Origin of the sequence: Trinickia sp. (genome assembly GCF_051961175.1) — a bacterium.
Classification (GTDB): domain Bacteria; phylum Pseudomonadota; class Gammaproteobacteria; order Burkholderiales; family Burkholderiaceae; genus Trinickia.
This window is the reverse complement of record NZ_JBQCDN010000319.1, coordinates 1-19,982: the sequence shown is the minus strand read 5'-3', so window position 1 is coordinate 19,982 and position 19,982 is coordinate 1. Positions and strand designations below refer to the sequence as shown.

Sequence of the window (19,982 nt, the reverse complement as noted above, 5' to 3'; positions counted from 1 at the left end):
ATCGACCGCGTGTGCGAAGCAGCGGGAAGCTTCGCCGAAGCGGCGCACGATCTGCCCATCGACCGTTCGACATGGAGCCACATTTGCGCGAAAGTCGCGCTATCTCGCAAACTGGTCGGCACGCGTAAATGATGCGGCCACCGTACGCCTGCGCATCTTCTCGAGTAGACGATCAACCCTCGCGGTATCAAGCAACCGCGTCAACCATTTCCGCTCGTTCGACACGGCCGCGCCCCGCTGCCTTCGCCGCATAAAGCGCCTTATCGGCCGAAGCCACCAATGCATGCGAGGCGTCGGTATCGGCACCGATATAGCTCGCCGCCCCCACGCTGATCGTCACGTGTCCCACCGGCATCGCCCCTGCACTCGGTATCCTCAACGCGGCAACCGCGTCGCAGATTCGCTGGGCGATGGCCTCGGCCTCCAAAAGCGCCGTTTGCGGCAGCAACACCGCAAACTCCTCGCCGCCATAACGCGCGACCAAATCGTGCCCCTGACGCACCGTATCCATCAGGCGCTCAGCCACCCGCGCGAGGCAACGGTCTCCTTCAAGATGTCCGTAGCGATCATTAAACGCCTTGAAGTGATCGATATCGATCATCAGCAACGACAACGGCGATCGGTCATGCGCTACGCGCTGCAATCGTGCGGCAAGGGCGGCGTCAAACGCGCGGCGATTGGCCGCCCCGGTCAAGGCATCCGTCGTTGCCAGCCGCCTCAGCTCCTCGAGCGCCGCAGCCAAGCGTGACTGAAGGAAGTAATTCTCCACAAGCAACAGCAGCAGGACGAAGCTCGCGGCGAGCAGACCGTAAATTCGTCCCGCGTAAAACCCGAGGTCGTAGCGACCGGCATTAAACACCGCGCTGAGCGCGACGTCGCATACCCACACGCACAGCACGACCATCAGCCAGCGGTCCATCGTCGCATCGCGCCTTTGCCGCCACAGCACCGCGAGCGCGACCAGACACCCTCCCCAAGCGGTGCCCACTACGCACGACATTTCCGCGGTATAGCCATTGCCGCGCATGATCGGCGGCAGCAAATGCTGGCCGACCGTCGCCAGCGCGGCCAGTGCGCCAGCGCCAAAGACTACGCCCGCGACGATGAACGCAAGCCAGCCGGCCCGGACGGTTTTTCCCAACATACGGTCATGCTTGCGATCCTTGAGCAAGGCATAAGCCATGACAAACAGCGGAAACCCGCCATGCCAAAACATGTAGATCCAAGCCGTACTTTGCGGGCCGGCGCGCAGCAATCCCGTCGCCGAAAACAATCCCGGAAAGCTCAGCATATGCAGCAATGCCAGCACCGCCGTGTACAGATAGCCGCTCGCCAAGACGCCGACAGCCCTTGAACGCGCGATGACACACTGGCCGAACAACAGCACCGACGTGATCAGATCATTGACGATGAGTGCAGCTTCGTAGACGGGAATAAACGCGGGGACCGCCGGCAGCGGCTTCTTCGCGAAAGGAAGGGCAATGATAAAGAGCAGGAGCGAGAAGACTGCAACGACAGCGGGAAGGCGCTCGGCCAGCGCGCTATCGGATTTCGTCGGATGAATACTGAAATGCTCGTCAGCGCGGCGGGAGGTCGTGCTTGCCATGGATAGAAAGTCGGTTTCCCGTTGCGCCGGGCAATCGGATTAAAAATAAAACGTAAGGATAGCCTGCAAGACGTTGCGCTGCGAGCCCGCACCGTACGCACTGTGCGAGCCGCCGTGATCCGCCTGCCACTGTACGGCGAGGTCGGCACGCGGCCAATGATAACGGGCTTCAATCCAAGCAAAAAAACTATCGTCGATAAGGTCGTAACGGCCCATCAACGTTGCATCGAGGTGACGGACGATCGCGTCCTGCCAACTGATGTAACTGAACAGTGACTGCCGCGTGATCAGTTCCTGCTCGCGTCCCACCGCGCCTCGGTACACGCCTTGGCGCGCAGGACTCATTCCCAGCGTACGCCAAGCAGACCGGTTCGCGCTCAAGCCGTCGTAGTCATATTCGAGCGTGGCCGATACCTTGCCGGGAAACGTACGTGTCGCGCCCGTCGCGAGCCGCGAATGAAAGTGATTGACCGCGGTCGGGCCGTCTGCGAGCGATCGACTGCGGCCGCCGGCGTACTCGGCGAATATCACCGTAGCGTCGTCGAGCAAGGCCGTCGCGTTCACGCCGAACTGCGGTGGGATATCCGCTCCGCCATAGACGAGCCATTGCGGCGAGAACCCATCGTATAGGCGCTGCGTACCGCTCATCAAGTAGCGCCATTGCCTGTTCGTGGCACCGAAGTCGGGGCTGAACGTCGCATTGCTCGCGCGATCGGCCACCCGCGGCGAAACCAATGCACTCACGGATCCGCCCGCCCATAGCAGTTGGCTGCGAAGCATCACGCTTCCCAATCGGTTTTCGCGCAGGCTTGCGGGATCGATCGAGACGACCGAGCGGATCGCATCCGTCTTAAAAAAATCCGTAGGGTTGAAACCGGACGCGACACCCTCGCGCACATTGATGCGCCCCGCGTCGAGCAGTGTCGATGGCATGGGTTGCCAACTCACATACGCCTGCTTCAGGGTATCGACCGCCATGTAGGTGCTGCCGTTGGCGTTGCGCCAGCCAGCATCGAGCCGATTCGATAACACCGCTCGCCATCCGCCGAATAAGCGGCCATCGTAGGACAGCGACGACGCGGCACGCATCGCGCCGTTCAATTGCCCGTTGCCGGACTGACGCGCCGCGCTGTAGTTGGCCGCCGCCATTTCGAACGATCCGCGCCAAGCGCTCGGCGCCGGAGCGGCGGCCGTAGCGTTCGCCGTATCCGCCAGACTCAGCGCATCGGCATCGACGTCCGCCGCAGCCCGCGCCAATGACATGCACAGCAGCCCCGCCGCCAGCCACGCGCCCTTCGATACTGAGCCCATCACTCAATTCGGCTTGAAGCGCGCAAGATAATCGTGCTGCATCCATGAATCGGGAATGTCGCGCCATGCGTAGTTCGAATAGCGCATGACCGTCACCCATCCCGGGTCGAGCCCGTCGATGATGACAATCTCAGTGGGCCGCACCGTGCCGAGCTCCTGTTGAAAGCGGCGGAAATACGACGCCTTCAGCAACGTCCCGCTTTCCGCGTAAAACCGCGCTTTCACGGGGCGCTTCGTCGCGCTATCGAGCCATAGGTCGATCGAGTGATAGGTCGCCTCCGGCGAACGTGCGATCAACGTCAGCTTGTAGCAATGCTCGAGTTGCCGATCGCCGTCGGTGATCTCTTCCTCCCCGGCCAGCGAAGGTGCGTAATCGTGTGCCCAGTTGACGGTGACGACATCACCGTTTGCCGCCTGCCCCAGTAATCGTTGTTGCGGCGAGATGCGAACGCTCGCCTGACTCGACGGATCGTAAAACCATAAGTCCGTTCCGTTCTTCAACAACAGCTTATCCACGTCGCGCGCCGGTGAATCGAAACGAACGAGACTTCGATATTGGCCGCCATCGGCACTGATTTTTGAATACACGGTCAGGACGTCTTCATCGGTTTGCCGGCCGTCGTGAAACTCGATCAGTGTGGTCGTCAAACTGAAGGGTTGGGTCGGGTTACGAATGGCGTCGCTGGCTTCGAGCAATTGCTGGGCGTTCGGCGTGGCAATGGCGGCAACCGAGAGACACCCCACCACGATACCGACGAGTCCACGCGCGAGCGAACGTGCGTATCTCATGAGCACTGCACTCCAAAAAAGAACGGGAAATCAGGAGAAACGCAGTGCGTCGACGATCGGCAGACGCGATGCTCGCCGGGCCGGAAGCCAGGCGGAAGCGGTCGCCACCAGCACGATCCCGATCGCGTTGCGCACGATCATTCCCGTCTCGCCCCATACGCGCACCGTCAAGGCCACGCTGCCGGTCTGTCCGGGCGGCACCCAATGCAATCCCGAGTGATTGATCCATACCGCGCCGCCGAGTGCGAGCAACGTACCGAAGACCGCCCCGCAAAGCCCCAACAGAAAGCCCTCACGAACGAATAGGCTCCTCACGCCTGCGTCGCGCAGCCCCATGGCCCTCAGCGTGCCGATTTCACGTGTGCGCTCCATGACCGCCATATTCATGGTGTTGCCGACCGTGAACATGACGACGCTCGCAATCAGAATCGCAATGAAGCCGAACACCGCATTGAACATTCCGGTGATCTGCCCGTATTGCGGGTTCAGCGTGGCGAAGTCGAGCACGTCCAAGGCATCGCCCCCGGGCATGTGGCTCAGCACGGAGAGCAGGCGCTCGCGCGCCCGCGCGATATCGGCGGTGTGGCGCAGCTGCACGACGATCGAGGTGACACGCGGCTGCCCGCCGCCGTAGACCAATCGTTGCGCCTGGGCAAGATGCAATTGGACATACATGTCGTCGATCGCCTTGACGCCCTGCTTTTCGGCCGCCACGACATGGAGGTCCGCCACGTTCGGCGCGCCGTAGGCGTTCGACGTCAGCAATTGGATATGTGCTGACGTTGAGGCGGCCGGTGCATCGCCGCGCCGCGAATGCGCTTCCGCGGCGGCGAGCAGCGAAAGGTCTTCCGGCGCCGCGGGTGCGCCCGCTTCGGCACGAGCCGGTGTGGGGTCGCGGCAATCCGGCACCTTCAGCGAAGTGCATAGCCGCAATACGCGCGCGACACCCGTTCCGATGACAGCCGCGTCCCGGGGTGTCGAGGCGAGCGCAAGCGGTTCCGAATGATCGGGGAAGTCGTAGCCGTTCCATTGACGCATCCGGCTTTGCTCGTCGACGACAATCCCGCTGCCGAAGACGGTGCGCGAAACGCCGGCCGCGAAATTGCCGGCAATGCCGTTCACCGCCAAGACCGGGGTGACGACCGTCACCATCGATCGCAGTGGCGGATCGTCGCGCACCGCGTCGATGATCCGCGCGTAATGCTCAATCGCATACGAGACGGGATCGCCACTACCGTAAAGAAAGTATCCGCGGCGTTGAATCTGCAAATGCCCGCTATCGCGCACGTAGCTCGTCTGCAGGCCGTAGTTGACGTTGCGAACATATCCGCCGAACAGCAGCACGGCCGCCAAGCCGATTACCATCGCCGACAATGTGGTCATCGAACGGCGCCGGTTGCGCTGTAGATTGCGAAGGGCAAGGATCCAGGTCTTCACTGCGGCACCTCCGATTCCGTCATCCGCTCCACTGACACAAGGCGCCCGTCCCGGATGTCCACCACGTCATCGGCGGATGCCACCAGTTGCGGATCGTGCGAAGAAAAGATGAACGACGTCGCCCGCTCGCGCTGCATGGTCCGCATCAGGCTGATGATCGCCGTGCCCGTCGCGCTGTCGAGATTCGCCGTAGGCTCATCGGCCAAGACCAACGCGGGGCGCGTCACCAATGCGCGTGCGATCGCCACGCGCTGCTGTTGGCCGCCCGAGAGTTCGCCTGGAAGGCGGTGAGCGTGCTGCGCCACGCCGACGGCATCGAGCAGCGCCAGCACGTCGGCGCGGCGCTTCGCTTTCGGGCCGCCGAGCAGCGCCAGCGGATACTCGACGTTTTCATAAGCGCTCAGCACGGGAATCAAATTGAACGACTGGAACACGAACCCGATATGGCGGGCGCGAAAATCCGAAAGTGTTCGGTCTTGAAGCGAGTCGAGCGCCTGTCCGGCAACGATCACCCTTCCGCTCGTCGCCCGGTCAATTCCCCCGAACAAGTTGAGCATCGTGGTCTTGCCGCTCCCCGACGGGCCACGAAGCACCGTGAACCGGTTGGCGCCGATTTCCACGGATACATCGCATAAAGCCGGCACGGCAGCCGCGCCGGCGCCGTACATCCTTGTGACGTTGTGCAAGCTGGCCGCTATCACGGGCGCCCTCGTTTGAATGGTCTGGCATCGGTTGTTGATGACCGCACTTTCGCCCATTCGCCCGGGTTTTATGAATCGATACGACAGACGGTATCAAACGCCGACAGAGTGCCTGGCGAAGCGACGAATGGACGTCGGGCTTTTTACGCGAGTGATTCGCTTGCGCGCTGGACTTCGCACTGGAACAGGAAGTGCGTTTGCCGCTACCATACGAGCGCCTTTGGGCGTGGAAGAAGCAAGGGCTGTCGTCCAATTCAATCAACATTCGGCCGGTGAACGAATAGATTCCGTAAAAGCCAGCGCCTATCAATGAGTCCCATGAAGATGACCAGCGACGTCTTGAAGGAACCCAGTCCTTTATGGCAACGCCTTGTGTGGCCGTGGGCGGCGTTCTGGGTGCTCATGTTCTGCGCCGGGGTGCAGCAATCGCTGTGGACGGGCCGCTTGCAGATCGCCCGCCCGTTCGTCGACATCGCCTCGGCGGCGCTCGTCGGCACGGTGCTCGCTGCGATCCAGATCAGACGGGCGAATCAGCTCGACAGCCTGCTTGGCCACCCGCTGAAATGGTTCATCCGTTTGTGGTCCTGGATGCCGCTGCAGCTGCTGGCTTACGTCGTGGCCCTGTACGGCTTGCGAGTGGTCATCTATGCGCTTGCCGGCCAGCGCTACCACCACGGGCCGTGGGGCCAGGTCATCGCCTATGAAGCGACGAATTTCCTGCTCTTTTATGCCTTGTTCGGCGGCATCCACTTTGGACTGCGCTCCTATCGGGCGTGGGCCGAGGCGCGTTTGGCCGCCGAACGCAGCGTCAGCCTCGCACGGCAGATGCAGCTTTCGCAATTGACCCATCAACTGCAGCCGCACTTTCTGTTCAATGCGCTGAACACGATTTCGTCGCTGATACACACCGATCCGAATACCGCGGATGTCCTGCTGACTCGGCTCGCCACGTTGTTGCGGGCAACGACCGATGCCAGCTTGCGCTTGGAGCAGTCGCTCGCCGACGAACTGGCGTTGCTGCGCGCTTACGCGGCCATCATGACGCAGCGTTTTGCCGAGCGCGTCAGCATTTCGTGGCATGTCGAGCCCGCGGCGGAGCACTGCCGCATTCCCACGCTCGGGCTGCAACCGTTGCTCGAAAACTGCTTCCGTCATACCGTCGAGCGGCGCAGCGCGATGACGCATATTGCAGTTCGGGGCGCCTGTAGTCAGGGCCGGCTCGTGATCGAGATCGAGGACGACGGTGACTTACGCAGCCTGCCCGACAAACGGGGGGTGGGACTCGGCAATCTCGAGCTCCGCCTGCAATCGCTGTATGGCCAGCAAGCACGGCTCGAGTTGCGGCTGCGCTCAGGCGGCGGCCTTATCGTTGGAGTGAGTTTGCCGTGCGCGCATTGATTGTCGACGACGAGGCCCCCGCCCGCGCCAAGCTGCGCCACATGCTTGGCGCTTTTCCCGATCTGAAGGTGATCGGCGAAGCCGCGGACGGAGCTCGAGCGCTCGCGTTAGCGGCCGAGCTACGGCCCGACGTCATCTTTTTAGATGTGCAGATGCCCGAAATCGACGGCTTCGACGTCGCCGCTTCGCTGCCCGACGACGGCCCCGCGATTGTATTCGTCACCGCCTTCGATCAGTACGCGCTGCGCGCCTTCGACTCTCAGGCCGCCGATTACCTGTTGAAGCCGGTCGAACCGGAACGCCTCGAGCGCACGGTACAGCGCTTGCGCAAATCGGCTGGCGGCGCGGGTCGCCAGCCTATCGGCATGCCCGCGAAGCTGGCCATCGTCGATCGAGGCACCACGCACATCGTGCACTGCGCCGATATCGAATGGCTCGAAGCCGCCGATAATTACGTCGATATCCATTTAGCCGGGCGAAGCCTGCTGTTGAGGCGAACGCTGACCGCCTTGCTTCGAGACCTCGGGCCCGCGTTCCTTCGCACGCATCGCAGCTTTGCGGTAGCGCTTAACGCGGTGGATGCCGTCCGCACGCGGCAAAAGGGCGACGCGACGGTCGTGCTGCGCAGCGGCGCCGAGGTCCCGTGCAGCAGGCAATATCGTGACACCTTGATGCGCAGCCTTCCGCTGTAGCGCCCGTCGGGCGCCGTGCCGCAAGGTTCCTGTTCCCCCCAACGGAGACCCGGTTCGTCCCACGGCGATTGCCGCGGCGGGCGCGCCCGCCTACGCTGGCCGACATCACTTGACCGATGGGCGCAGCCAATGGCTACATTACTTCACTTGCTCAAATACGCCAACGCCGTAGTGCTTGTTGCCTCGATGATGGAGGCGTTAGTGCTGATCGTTCGAAACGGTCGCCGCAGCTACGACTGGAAAGCTGCCGCGTTATCCGTCGTTGATTTTATCGTGCGCGAGTATCCGTTGCGCTGGCTGCTGCCGCTCGCGTTCTATGGCAACGCGATGGACTGGTTTTGGAGGCATCGGCTTTGGACACTGCCGATGGACCATTGGAGCGGGTGGCTGGCATGCTTAATCGGTCAAGAGTTTTGCTATTACTGGTATCACCGCGCCGCGCATCGAGTCCGCTGGTTTTGGTGCACGCACGCCGTGCATCACTCCGCGAACGAATTGAATCTCTCCGCTGCGTATCGGATCGGGTGGACCGGCCGGCTGACTGGATCGACGGCCTTCTTCGTCCTGGCGCCGCTTTTCGGCATGCCACCCAGGGTGGTGCTGATGCTGCTTTCACTCAATCTGCTTTATCAGTTCTGGCTGCATGTCACGTGGATTCCGCGCCTCGGTCCACTCGAGTGGGTCTTCAACACGCCATCGGCCCACCGCGTGCATCATGGATCGAACCTTGAATATCTCGATGGAAATTATGGTGGCATGCTTGTGATTTTCGATCGGCTGTTTGGTACTTATATCGCAGAAAAACCCGACGTGCCATGTCGCTTCGGTCTGGTCCAGCCGATGACGACCTATCGCTTATTCGCGATGGAGTTCGATCATTGGTGCGCACTATGGCGCGATCTCCGTTCCGCGCGTTCGATACGCGAAATCTACGGCTACCTCGTCAAGCCGCCCGGCTGGCGGTCGAATGGGAGGGGAGAGACGACGGAGGACCTGAGACGTCAGGCGAATGCACGAACGCCCGACGTCAGGTCCGCCCTAATACCCGAACTGCTTCAAGAACCGATCGACAGGGATCGACCACATCTTATGTCCGTACGTGAGCAATAAATGGCCATCATGCCCGGGGAGAACCCCCGCGTCGACAAACTCGGCAGGTGACCCTGTGGCAACGAATGCATCGAACCATTGACGCGGCATGTCGGGCCCCCAATAGAGATCGTTTTGCGCGTACAGCCACATTCCGGGAACGGTCGTGGTTTTGCCGAATTCGGCCATGACCTCTTTCATTTGTTCTGGATCGCAGCTATGCCCCGGCGAAAGCCCCGGCGCGCCTCCCGTGCCTCCCGAAAAGTTGATATAGCCGATGACGCCCGCGGGATGCGCAGCGGCGGTGGCGACTGTCGCGAATCCGCCTGCTGAGCGGCCTTCGAGGATGACGTGGTCTTTGTCGGCCCAGCTTTGTTCACGCACCCAGCGAACGGCCGCCAATAGATCCTGCGAAGCCGCTTTCGCCACGTTTCGGAAATTGGGCCGCCCATCGCATAACCCGGTGCGCGTGAAGTGGGCCCCCGTGTACTCCCGGTCGGGACCACCCGTTGGCCCATAGCCGACCCGAATCGGCGCGACGACTGCGAAGCCCTTGCTCAACCAGTATTTCACATGCCCGTTGAATACCGGATGCTCGAGCGCCGCGCGCTCGGCACGCTCGCCGGAGCGCCCGTGAGAGAAGATGAGCACCGGGAACGGGCCGGCACCCGCGGGCTTGTAGACCTCGGTGCGCATGGGAACGTCGCCGCCGAATGTTCCCTGCTCCGGTACGACGATCGATACGATTTCAGGTTTGATATCGGGCTGTGCCGCTTGCTGCGCCGATGCCGGCGCTTCTTGTGCGAGGGCTTCGCCGCGACAGAGTGTGCTGGCCAGCGCGGTAGCAAGAAAGACGGTGCCCAGCGAATGCATCGCAGCCCGGTACATTCGCGCGCGGCCGTCCGCCTGTTGTGTGCGAGGCGATTGTCCTTTTTGCATTTCCCCGTTCCGATCGTTTTTCGTTGACCACATGCCACAAGGCGAACCCGATACACTGAAATCAGCGGCATCTTACAATTCAAGCGAAGACAGCTGCCGCAAAAATACACGGCGGTCTAGCGCAGGCGTAAGGAGAAAACTGAAATGGCGACGTTGCGGATCGTCGTAAGTCTGCGGGAACAGACTTTAACATTGCTGAGTGCGGGCGAACCGCGCCGCGTCTTCCCGATATCGACTGCGAAGCATGGCGCCGGCGAACAAATGGGAAGCGGATGTACGCCTCGTGGCCGGCATGTCATCCGCGCCATGATTGGACGGGCGCTTCCAGCAGGGACGGTTTTCGTCGGCCGCAGGCCGACCGGCGAGATCTACTCGCTCGCGCTCGCAGAGCAGCAACCGGATAGAGATTGGATACTGTCTCGCATTCTGTGGCTGAGAGGTTGCGAACCGGGGCGTAACCGTTTCGGTCAAGTCGATACGATGCGGCGATATATCTACATTCACGGGTGTCCGGACTCCGAACCGATGGGCATCCCGGCTTCTCACGGATGTATTCGAATGCGCAACGCCGACATCATCGAACTGTTTGACATGGCCGAGCCCGGCGTGCCGGTTGAGATCCGCGAATGATCCGCACCGGGGGCACTCACCGTCTTGGCCTCCGGAACGGGCAGCCAATGCGGATTAAAATCCGCTCAGTTCACGCACACCACCGAGTATCGCTTTGACCGAGTTCCAGGAGGGTTACATTCTGACGCGCCACTGGCGCGATCTCGGCACGCATACAGAGGTCGAATTCTGGCTGTCCACCCAAGCTGGCCCACGCCTCTTGCGTTTGCGCAGCCAGCCCTCCGTTGCGTTCATCCCCGTCGAGCAACAGACCGAAGCCAAGCAAATCCTGAAACCCGATACCCGCGCCGAGTTCCGCCCGTTGTCGCTCCAGGACTTTCGACAGCGCCCGGTATTCGGGCTTTACGTCCCGCAATATCGGCAGCTCGTAGGCTTGTCGAAAAAGCTGGCCCAAGCAGGCATCGACGTCTACGAGGCCGATATCCCACCGCCCGACCGCTACATGATGGAGCGATTCATCACCGCCCCGGTCCTGTTTCGCGGCGAAGCGGACGAGCATGGTCAGCTGCAAAACGGCGAGATGAAGCCAGCGGCGCTGTATCGCCCGCACCTCAGGCTGGTATCGCTAGACATCGAAACAAGCGCCCGCGGCGAGCTGTATTCGATTGCGCTCGAAGGATGCGGGCAGCGCCAGGTCTTCATGCTCGCCCCCGAAAACGGCGACGCATCCGGCCTCGATTTTCAGCTCGACTACTGCGCTGACCGGGCGCAGATGATCGAACGCCTGAACGCATGGATCGCCGAGCATGACCCCGATGCCATCATCGGCTGGAATCTCGTTCAATTCGATCTGCGCATCCTGCGCACGCACGCCGAACAATACGGTATCCCGCTGCGCCTCGGCCGCGGCGGCGTGCCGATGGAATGGCGCGAACACGGCACGCGAGCGCAACACTATTTCGCCGCGGCGGCCGGCCGCCTCATCATCGACGGCATCGAAGCGCTACGCTCGGCCACCTGGAGCTTCCCGTCGTTCAGCCTCGAATACGTCGCTCAATCGCTGCTGGGCGAAGGCAAGTCGATCGACAATCCCTATCAGCGCATGGACGAAATCCAGCGTCGGTTCGACGAAGACAAGCCCGCGCTCGCGAAATACAACCTCAAGGATTGCGAGCTCGTCACGCGCATCTTCGAAAAAACAGATCTCATCGCCTTTTTGCTCGAACGCGCCGCGGTGACAGGGCTGCCCGTCGATCGCAGCGGCGGATCCGTTGCCGCCTTCACTCATCTGTATCTCCCGCGCATGCATCGTCTTGGCTACGTCGCGCCGAACCTTGGCGACGTGTCCGGCGAGAACAGCCCCGGCGGCTTCGTCATGGATTCGCGCCCGGGCCTGTACGATTCGGTCCTCGTACTCGATTACAAGAGCCTCTATCCATCGATCATCCGTACCTTTCTGATCGACCCCGTCGGCTTGATCGAAGGCTTGTCCGCTCCGTCCGATGATCAATCCATACCGGGCTTTCTCGGCGCTCGATTCTCACGCGACAAACATTGCCTCCCTGAAATCGTGCGCCAGGTCTGGGAAAACCGCGATCATGCCAAGCGCCAACACAACGCCCCGCTCTCGCAAGCGTTGAAGATCATCATGAATGCGTTTTACGGGGTGCTCGGTTCGCCCGGCTGCCGCTTCTTCGATCCGCGGCTCGCATCGTCGATCACGATGCGCGGGCACGAAATCATGCGCAAGACGCGCGAGCTGATCGAGGCGCAAGGCTACGACGTGATCTACGGCGACACCGATTCGACATTCGTTTGGCTCAGGCGGCCCTATACCGAGCAAGAGGCCGAGACGACCGGCCACGCACTCGTCGAACACGTCAACGCCTGGTGGAAAGCGGAACTCGCCGCCCGCTACGGGCTCGACAGCGCGCTTGAACTGCAATTCGAGCGTCATTACTCGCGCTTTCTCATGCCAACCGTGCGCGGTGCCGAAGAAGGAAGCAAGAAGCGTTATGCGGGCCTCACTCGCACAAAGAACGGCGGTGAAGACGTCGCATTCAAGGGGCTCGAAACCGTCCGCACGGACTGGACGCCGCTCGCGCAGCAGTTTCAGCGAGAGCTCTATCGGCGCGTCTTCAAACGCGAACCTTATGCGGATTACATTCGCGATTATGTGCGGCAGACTTTGAGCGGAGCATTCGATGAGCAACTCGTCTATCGAAAGCGCCTGCGGCGCCCGCTGCACGACTACCAGACCAACGTACCGCCCCATGTACGCGCGGCGCGTATGGCCGACGAATTCAACCGCACTCAGGGGCGCCCGCTCCAATATCAGAACGGTGGGTGGATCAGCTACGTCATGACCGTCGCCGGACCGCAGCCGCTGGAAACCCTGGCGGCACCGATCGACTATGCGTTCTACGTCGAACGGCAGCTGCAGCCCGTCGCCGATGCGATTCTCCTTTTCCTGGGCAGCGACTTCGACACCGTCATGTCCGGTCAGGCGCGGCTTTTTTGATCGTCTTTTTGTTCTTTATGCAGCCGCGCGCCGGCGCCATACACTACCCCCTATCGAGCAAACCGCCGGTTTCGCGTAAACTGCGCCAGATCCCGTTCGCTAGCCTGATAAGGGCGAAGGCCGCAGCTTTCGATTTGCAAGGAGGCGTCCCGCATGCATGCCATGCCGTTGCAGCGCAGCAGTGCCATCGATCCGCCCGCAACCGCGCCCGTGCGCGATCTGCGCCGTGTCCCGATCCATCCCGATCACTGGTATCCGCTCGCCTGGTCGAGTGAACTGAAGCGAGGCAAGACGCTCGGGGTGCGCTTCGCCGGTGACCCGATCGTCCTGGCGCGTACCCAGTCCGGGAAGGTATTCGCGCTCGAAGATCGATGCGCGCACCGGCAAGTACCGCTGCATGCAGGCGTCGTAGACGGCGAATCGATCCGCTGCGGCTATCACGGCTGGACTTACGACTGTACCGGCAAGTGTGTCGATGTCCCGTATCTGGGGCGTGAGCGGCTACCCAACGGCGTGCGCTCGTACCCGTGCCGCGAGATGTATGGCCTGATTTTCGTTTTCCCCGGCGAGGCCGCGCGGGCCGAAACGCAGCCCTTGCCCGAGTTGCCCTCGGTGGAAGACAAGGCCTACAAGACCCGCCGCTTCGGCCGCGAGGTCAAGTGCCACTATTCCTTCATGCACGAGAATCTGATGGACATGAACCATCAGTTTCTGCACCGGAAACAGATGGGGCAGATGCGCGCACGCTCGCTCGGCCGCCGGCGGGGCGACGATTGGGTGGAAGTGGATTACACGTTCGCGCGGATGGAAGGCAAGCAGCCCGTCGGCGAAGCACTGGTGTTCGGGGCCGCCAAGAAGGAAGGCGGCGACCAGAACGACAAGGACGTGATGACGGTCCGCACCGGCTACCCGTATCAAACGCTTCGAATCCGGTCCGGTAGCGGGACGTTGGTGATGGACCTTTGGATCGTGTATGTGCCGCTGGATGCCGAACAACGCACGAACCGCACCTTCGGTCTACTCTCGATTCGCCGGCCCGGCATCCCGTTTGCGCTGGATCTGGCTTGGCCGCTGCTGGTCTGGTTCACGGAGCGGATCTTCAAAGAGGACCGTTGGATCGTCGAACGCGAGCAAGAGGCCCACGACCAGCAAGGCGCCGACTGGAATCACGAAGTCTTCCCAGTCATCAACGAATTGCGGGACCTACTGCGCAACTGCGGCGGGAGAACCGTGATCCCGATTCGTGAAATGAGCCATGCAAGCCATGCGGTCACGCAGGAACCGGCCTCGTAACCGCGGCTTGCGGTAACCGTCCGCGCGGTGAATTCGACAGTCGCATCATGTGCCGAAGCGCCATCATGGCGCCGATCGTCTCCAATACGGCGGCGGGCACCCACATGATCAATCCGCCCAAGCTCTGATCGAGCGCGGGAGGGATTGTCGTGAATGCGCGGCCGCACAGCGTGAACACCGGATAGAGATCGTGCGAGGTGAAGGTGATGACGGCCCCGGCCAGGATCTGCGGCGTCATCGTGATAATGGGCGACAACACACGCAGCCCGGGGCGCGTGCGGCTCGGCGGGCTAGGCCGATGGTCGAGCACCATCCACCAGTACAACAGCCCGCTGATCGCCACCGACCCATTCATGAACAGATAGATCCGCCAATCGAGCATCGAGACGAATTGGACGGAGGGGATCAGCCAGACGAGCACCGATACCACGAACGCCGCCGAGATGAAGGGCGGATTGAGCAGCACGAACGCCGCAATTCGCGCGCTCCGCCCCCTTTGCCACTGCCTGAAAGACCGACGCCAGGCGAACGGTAAGCCGGCGCGCAGCGCGCTTCCCGGGTAGGACGCCATCAGGATGAGCGGCGCCAAGTGATGCAAGACAAGATGTTGGAGCCGATGAATGAAGAACTGGTGCTCGGCGTAGTAATCGACTTTCGTATGAAGCGCCACGTAAAACAGCGTGAAACCAGTCCAGAATGCGGCGCGGCGCCAAACGTTCATGCGTACCCGGGCCGCCCCACGCACGAATAGCACCGCTGCGATGGCGAATATCGCCACGAGCCCGTACGAAGGCTCCCACGGTTTGAGCAAGCTGATGAGCGACATGCGGAGAAATACGGAATACGGAAAATAGGTAACGATCAGGCGCTGCAGGCGCGACGCCGAGCATGGTATCAGCAACGCCGGCCGATCCCGGCTTAGATCATTGCGGCCGACTTCATCGCGGGGCGCCCGTCAGGCACGGTTGCCTGAAGGCTCGCAGCGAGTCGATCGGCGCGTGCCTTTTCCGCTTCCGTGAGCGACGCGCGCACGCGGGCTTCGACTTCCTGCGCCGCAAGTGCGTAGACGCGCCACCCATCCCGCGTCGACAGCGTAGCTTGCGCGTGCCTGAGCCACGCATCACCGAGTGCCTTGTCCTGCGTCACGCCTTCTCCGCGGAAGAATAGGATCCCGGTTTCGAACTGCGCGAACGGCTGCGACAGCCCAGCCCGATCGAGGGCAGAAAGCGCACGCCAGGCAGCCTGCCCATCGCGTTCTCCGCTCGAATCCGCTGCTGCGGCAAACACATGATCCAAGGGATCCGCGGCACGTCGAGCAAGCCAGAACTGTTCGCGCGCGCTGACGACCGACAGCTCGCCGCCCTCGCGAAGCGCCTTCAACGCCAGCGCGATGGAGGCTTCCTCCGAACCGAGCGCGGCCGCCTTGCGGTACCAACGTTGCGCAATAAGCGGATCACGTGCGACTCCCTCACCCGTCTCATAGCAATTGGCGAGATCATTCGCCGCCTGGGCCGACCCCGCATCGGCCGCTTTTGTCAGCCATTGCAGCGCGGCCGCGACATTCTGTTCTACGCCTCGGCCCATGAGATAGGATTCGCCGACGAGCATCATGCCGTCCGCGCTGTCCACCGCCGAGCGATTGGCCCACGCGAACGCCTCGTAATCGTCGTGCTGCCCGCCTATTCCGCTAAAGAGGTGCCGCGCGAGCGCGCTCTGGGCCGTCGCGTTCCCTTGCGTCGCCGCATGCCTCAGCCAATAGAGCGCAGCGCCATGGTCGACCGGTACACCTTCTCCGAGATCGTAGGCTTCGCCGAGCATGTTGCCGTATGCCGCATCGCCCATCGATGCGAGCCGCCATTGCCAGTAGGCGCGCGTCGTAGCCGGCAGTGCCGTCAAGGCACCGGAGGCCAGTGTGCCCATTGCGATCCTGTCGCCCGCGGTGGCGGCCACGGTGCACCAGTGCAGCGCCTTGCCGGTATCGTGCGCAGGACCGGCGGCGTTGGCATAGGCCAGACACAGGTCGCGCTCGGAAGCCCCATCGTTCAGCGCTGCCCCGCGAGCGAACCACGCCATGGCGGCTGGCACATCCGGTGGTGCCCCGGTGCCGCTTGATTCAAGTTCCCCCATCAGCGCATACGCGGGCCCGAAATGCTGTGCGACCGCTTTAAGCAGCCACGCCTTGGCCACCGACCGATTTGTCACAGCTGACTGCTTGAGCAGCAAGCCGGCCAACACGGTCTGCGCGCGGGCATCACCTTGATCGGCGGCACGCTGCAAATACGCTTTCCCTAACGCCTCGTCCCGCGGGACACCCACGCCGGACAGATATCGCTGCGAGACGAGAAGCTGGGCCTCCATGTCGCCATCGTCCGCCGCCTTGCGCTGCCAAGCGAGTCCGGCTGCCGGTTGTGCGGCGACGCCGATCCCGCGCGACAGCATGGAGCCAACCCATAATTCGGAGCGCGCGTCTCCGCGCTCTGCGCCCAGCTTCGCGTACCGATACGCTCGCGCCTCATCGCGCGGCATACCCAGCCCCTGAGCCGCCATCGCCGACAGATTGCGCGACGCGACCCCGAGCCCCTGTGCCGAGGCGCGTTCGTACCACTCGCGTGCCTCCGACACGTCCGGCGGCCCGCCTTCGCCCTTTTGCAGCATCGTCCCGAGATCGTTTTGTGCCGGCGCCAGTCCCGCGCCCGCCGCGCTGCGCATCCAAGCGATGGCGCCGTCGAGATCGACGGGACCGCCTGTTCCGGTCCGATACGAGAGGGCGAGCTCGTACTGGCCGATAGCGTCGCCGTTCAGTGCCGCTCGGCGAAACCATGTTTGCGCGATGACTTCATTGGGGGCGACGCCGGTTCCTTTCGCATACAACTCGCCTACGCGACGCTGAGCATACGGTGTCCCCTGATTGGCCGCATCGAGCAGCAATGCAAATCCATGACGTGGATCGGACGGCGCGCCCCGCCCACGCAGATACAGTTCGGCGAGCAGCGCTTTCGCGTCGCGCTGATTTTGACGGACAGCCGCGCTCAACCAGCCAAAAGCCTTCACTTCATCTTGGGTCACACCCTCACCCAGCAGTAGCGCACGACCGAGCAAAAACTGACCATCGGCATCGCCCTGCACCGCACCGCGAATGTACCAGGCGGCGGCGCCTCGCGGATTCTTCGGTGTGCCGGACCAGCCTGCCGCCAACATCCGCCCGGCGTTGGTTGCCCCCCGCGCATCGTCATGCGTAGCTGCTTGCACGAAGCGCCGGTAGGCGGCGTCCAGATCCGGCGGCCCGCCATCACCCGTATAGTCGAGCATGCCGAGCGCATCGGCTGCGACACCATCGCCGGATGCCGCCGCCCGGTTCAGCCACCAGCGTCCGGCAAGCCGATCGCGTGGGACGCGGTTGCCGCTCTGATAGAGCTGGCCAACGATACGTTGTGCGATAGCGTGGCCGTTTACCGCTGCGCTGCGCAACATGGCGAACCCCGCCTCGTCCGGCACCCCGGCGAATCCATACAGCACCAACTGACCGTAGACCACTTGCGCGTCGAGATTGCCTTTAGCCGCTTCCGCGGCGCAAACCGAACGCATGTTGGCCGGCGTCAACCAAGGCGACCGGAAGGCGCCGCCCGGGCCGCCCCATTGCTCGTCACACGGCGAGGTGCTGTCGCTGAACGGGATCCGCAGCGGGGGCCCACCCGCCGCCAGGTTTCCCGCCGCTCCGTGCAGTGAGGGCGATGCAGCCTGTGCGGCAAGCGAGGCCATCGCCGCGATCACGACGATTCCGTGCCGCACGACGGAGGCTATACGCGTCATCTGCAGTGAAGGGACTGCCATTACACGCCGCCCAATCGGACCATCGTCCATTCATTGGTGCCGTAGGGTTGGAGGTCGTTGATGCGCTCCTTAAAGACGCTTGCGGCAGCATCATCGTGTTTGATAAAGCGCTCGTAAGCAGCGGCCATCATCCACATTTCGGCCAGCGCATTCTGACGCGCGACGGGCATCGGAATGATGTCGATCATCGCGTAGACCACCTTAAGCGATACCCGGCCGCGAACGTATTGAAGCAACGCGTGACGATAGTTCGCCTTGGCCGCAAAGGTACTGCGACGGATAAAGTCTTCGAAGTATGCGTTCGCCGGAACGGCGTTGTTGCTGCGCGCGCGCACGATCAGATACAGGGCGGCGAGATAATCCTGGTCATCCTCGTCGGCTCCGTCCGCGCAAGCCGCGATCATCGCCACTGCATTCGGCCAGTCGCCCTTGAGCATATAGGCCCAGCCCGCAGACTGGGCGAGTTCGACATACTTGCGGTGGACTTCGGTCGGATTCCTGGCATCCGCGAGCTCGTTATGCATCCGTTTGAACAGCGGTGCAGCGGTCGCCAGCGCGTCGGTGATCCGATTCAAGTCGACGAGCGTCGTGACTTTCGATTGCTCAAAGCGCACGTCAGTCGGGTCGAGTGCAATCGCCTTGTCGATGGCGGCTAGCGCCTCCTTATGCTGACCGCGATTATCCAACGCGGCAGAGAGATCCCAGTAGGCATTCGCCTTCGCTTGTGGCGTGTCGGCCGTCCGCAGCGCCTCCTGTGCGTCCTTCGCCGATTTGTTGGCCCACTCGAGCAGCGGATTCGCTTGCCCGAAGGGATGACGACGCTCACGCTCCACGTCGATTCCCATGTTCGACAGTTTGGTACGCATCGGCGCGTCGATGGAATCTTCCGGCACCCATCGCACGTACTCGACGTAGTCAGCGCGAGCCCCGTCCTTATCACCGACGAGCTCGCGCTCCCGCGCCCGAAACATATAGGCGACCGCGACGGCAGGCGCCGCCGAGATAACCTTCGAGAGATCGTCGATGGCTTCCTGATGGTGCCCCGTCCCCGCGAGGTTCTTGCCGAGTTCCAGATAGTACGGCGCGCCGAACGTCGCATCGAGGTCGTGACGTGGTTCGTGCGCTGCCCGGATTCTGTCCAGCGTGGCAAGACCCTGCTTGTACTGGTGAGTCTCGTCGTAGAGATTCGCCAGATAAACCAACTCCGCGTCAGTCGGCGCGGATTCCAAATCGATCGCGGCCGATTGCGCTTCGAGCGCGGCGTCGTTGTCCCGCAATCCAGCTTCGTCCATCGCGAGCGCTTCAAGCATCGATACCCTTAGCACGATCGGCAAATCGCGCGACGCCAAACAGGTGCGTATCTGTTGCGCCGTCTCCGTCCAATGCATGGCGGCTGTTTGCAGCGATACGGCTGCAGCCATGCACTTCGCGCCTACGTCGGGCGGCAGGCTGGCGAGGGCTTTGGCGACCTCGGGACCGGTGGGCGTTGCGATCTTGCTCGTCTGCAACGGTGCTTGAGGTGGCGGCGCAGGCTGATGTGCGCACGACAATAAGAGTAACGGCGCGACTGCAAGGAATGTAAGGCGGACGATTTTGTTCTTCATCGTGTGGGGGGTACGGCCGGACACAAGGGCACCGATAGGTCGCGCCTGCTTCGGAATGAAACGGGAACGATTATTTATCGGCAGATTGACCGGCGTCCTTTAGCCCCCAAGGCGCGGGCCGCGCCGGCAACCCCGAGTCGCGCTTAGCGGGGAGGACGGATTGAGTGGGGCTCAACATCACAGAGCGAATAGTCACCCCCC

The 19,982-nt window shown here is 62.4% G+C and carries 15 protein-coding genes; 6 read left to right on the top strand and 9 right to left on the bottom strand.

Features of this window, described 5'->3' with window-relative positions; all coding sequences use genetic code 11:
- Positions 1–187 precede the first annotated feature (187 nt).
- The 5 genes from ACTHL0_RS19310 to ACTHL0_RS19290 are packed head-to-tail and all read right to left on the bottom strand — an operon-like array spanning position 188 to position 5,844.
- Complete coding sequence (locus tag ACTHL0_RS19310) at positions 188–1,606, bottom strand: sensor domain-containing diguanylate cyclase (protein WP_440568470.1); 1,419 nt, start codon at positions 1,604–1,606, stop codon at positions 188–190.
- Between the two features lie 39 nt (positions 1,607–1,645).
- Entirely contained in the window at positions 1,646–2,917 is a 1,272-nt protein-coding gene (locus tag ACTHL0_RS19305) for a hypothetical protein (protein ID WP_440568469.1), read from the bottom strand.
- Between the two features lie 3 nt (positions 2,918–2,920).
- Positions 2,921–3,706 (bottom strand): outer membrane lipoprotein-sorting protein, encoded by a 786-nt coding sequence (locus ACTHL0_RS19300; RefSeq protein ID WP_440568468.1) that lies wholly within the window; start codon positions 3,704–3,706, stop codon positions 2,921–2,923.
- Between the two features lie 30 nt (positions 3,707–3,736).
- Positions 3,737–5,143 carry an ABC transporter permease gene (locus tag ACTHL0_RS19295; protein ID WP_440568467.1) on the bottom strand — a complete coding sequence of 469 codons (1,407 nt, stop codon included), beginning with the start codon at positions 5,141–5,143 and terminating at the stop codon, positions 3,737–3,739.
- The gene (locus tag ACTHL0_RS19290; protein ID WP_440568466.1) at positions 5,140–5,844 is read right to left on the bottom strand and encodes an ABC transporter ATP-binding protein; all 705 of its coding nucleotides are present in this window, start codon (positions 5,842–5,844) and stop codon (positions 5,140–5,142) included. Before ACTHL0_RS19290 ends, ACTHL0_RS19295 begins: the two co-directional genes overlap by 4 nt.
- A gap of 318 nt (positions 5,845–6,162) precedes the next feature.
- On the opposite strand from ACTHL0_RS19290, the gene ACTHL0_RS19285 reads away from it, so the two are divergent.
- The 3 genes from ACTHL0_RS19285 to ACTHL0_RS19275 all read left to right on the top strand — a co-directional run bounded on the left by ACTHL0_RS19285 (position 6,163) and on the right by ACTHL0_RS19275 (position 9,044).
- The gene (locus tag ACTHL0_RS19285; RefSeq protein ID WP_440568465.1) at positions 6,163–7,242 is read left to right on the top strand and encodes a sensor histidine kinase; all 1,080 of its coding nucleotides are present in this window, start codon (positions 6,163–6,165) and stop codon (positions 7,240–7,242) included.
- Positions 7,230–7,934, top strand: a complete 705-nt coding sequence (locus ACTHL0_RS19280; protein ID WP_440568464.1) for a LytR/AlgR family response regulator transcription factor — start codon at positions 7,230–7,232, stop codon at positions 7,932–7,934. The genes ACTHL0_RS19285 and ACTHL0_RS19280 overlap by 13 nt, the downstream gene beginning before the upstream one ends.
- 129 nt (positions 7,935–8,063) lie before the next feature.
- Complete coding sequence (locus ACTHL0_RS19275) at positions 8,064–9,044, top strand: sterol desaturase family protein (protein WP_440568471.1); 981 nt, start codon at positions 8,064–8,066, stop codon at positions 9,042–9,044.
- Here ACTHL0_RS19275 and ACTHL0_RS19270 read toward each other — a convergent pair.
- Positions 8,973–9,962: an alpha/beta hydrolase family protein gene (locus ACTHL0_RS19270; RefSeq protein ID WP_440568463.1), complete on the bottom strand. Its 990-nt coding sequence runs from the start codon at positions 9,960–9,962 to the stop codon at positions 8,973–8,975. The genes ACTHL0_RS19275 and ACTHL0_RS19270 overlap by 72 nt on opposite strands.
- Positions 9,963–10,106: 144 nt before the next feature.
- Here ACTHL0_RS19270 and ACTHL0_RS19265 point away from each other — a divergent pair, with 144 nt between their 5' ends.
- The 3 genes from ACTHL0_RS19265 (at position 10,107) to ACTHL0_RS19255 (ending at position 14,346) form a co-directional block, all read left to right on the top strand.
- On the top strand, positions 10,107–10,592 hold the full coding sequence (locus ACTHL0_RS19265; RefSeq protein ID WP_440568462.1) for a L,D-transpeptidase family protein: 486 nt from the start codon (positions 10,107–10,109) through the stop codon (positions 10,590–10,592).
- Between the two features lie 94 nt (positions 10,593–10,686).
- Positions 10,687–13,053, top strand: a complete 2,367-nt coding sequence (locus tag ACTHL0_RS19260; RefSeq protein ID WP_440568461.1) for a DNA polymerase II — start codon at positions 10,687–10,689, stop codon at positions 13,051–13,053.
- Positions 13,054–13,206: 153 nt separating this feature from the next.
- Positions 13,207–14,346: a Rieske 2Fe-2S domain-containing protein gene (locus ACTHL0_RS19255; RefSeq protein WP_440568460.1), complete on the top strand. Its 1,140-nt coding sequence runs from the start codon at positions 13,207–13,209 to the stop codon at positions 14,344–14,346.
- On the opposite strand, the gene ACTHL0_RS19250 is transcribed toward ACTHL0_RS19255, so the two are convergent.
- The 3 genes from ACTHL0_RS19250 to ACTHL0_RS19240 all read right to left on the bottom strand — a co-directional run bounded on the left by ACTHL0_RS19250 (position 14,324) and on the right by ACTHL0_RS19240 (position 19,598).
- Positions 14,324–15,172 carry a cytochrome c oxidase assembly protein gene (locus ACTHL0_RS19250; protein ID WP_440568459.1) on the bottom strand — a complete coding sequence of 283 codons (849 nt, stop codon included), beginning with the start codon at positions 15,170–15,172 and terminating at the stop codon, positions 14,324–14,326. The genes ACTHL0_RS19255 and ACTHL0_RS19250 overlap by 23 nt on opposite strands.
- A gap of 92 nt (positions 15,173–15,264) precedes the next feature.
- Positions 15,265–18,177: an SEL1-like repeat protein gene (locus ACTHL0_RS19245; RefSeq protein ID WP_440568457.1), complete on the bottom strand. Its 2,913-nt coding sequence runs from the start codon at positions 18,175–18,177 to the stop codon at positions 15,265–15,267.
- A complete protein-coding gene (locus ACTHL0_RS19240) occupies positions 18,177–19,598 on the bottom strand; it encodes a hypothetical protein (RefSeq protein ID WP_440568456.1) in 1,422 nt (473 codons plus the stop codon). Before ACTHL0_RS19240 ends, ACTHL0_RS19245 begins: the two co-directional genes overlap by 1 nt.
- Between the last annotated feature and the right edge of the window lie 384 nt (positions 19,599–19,982).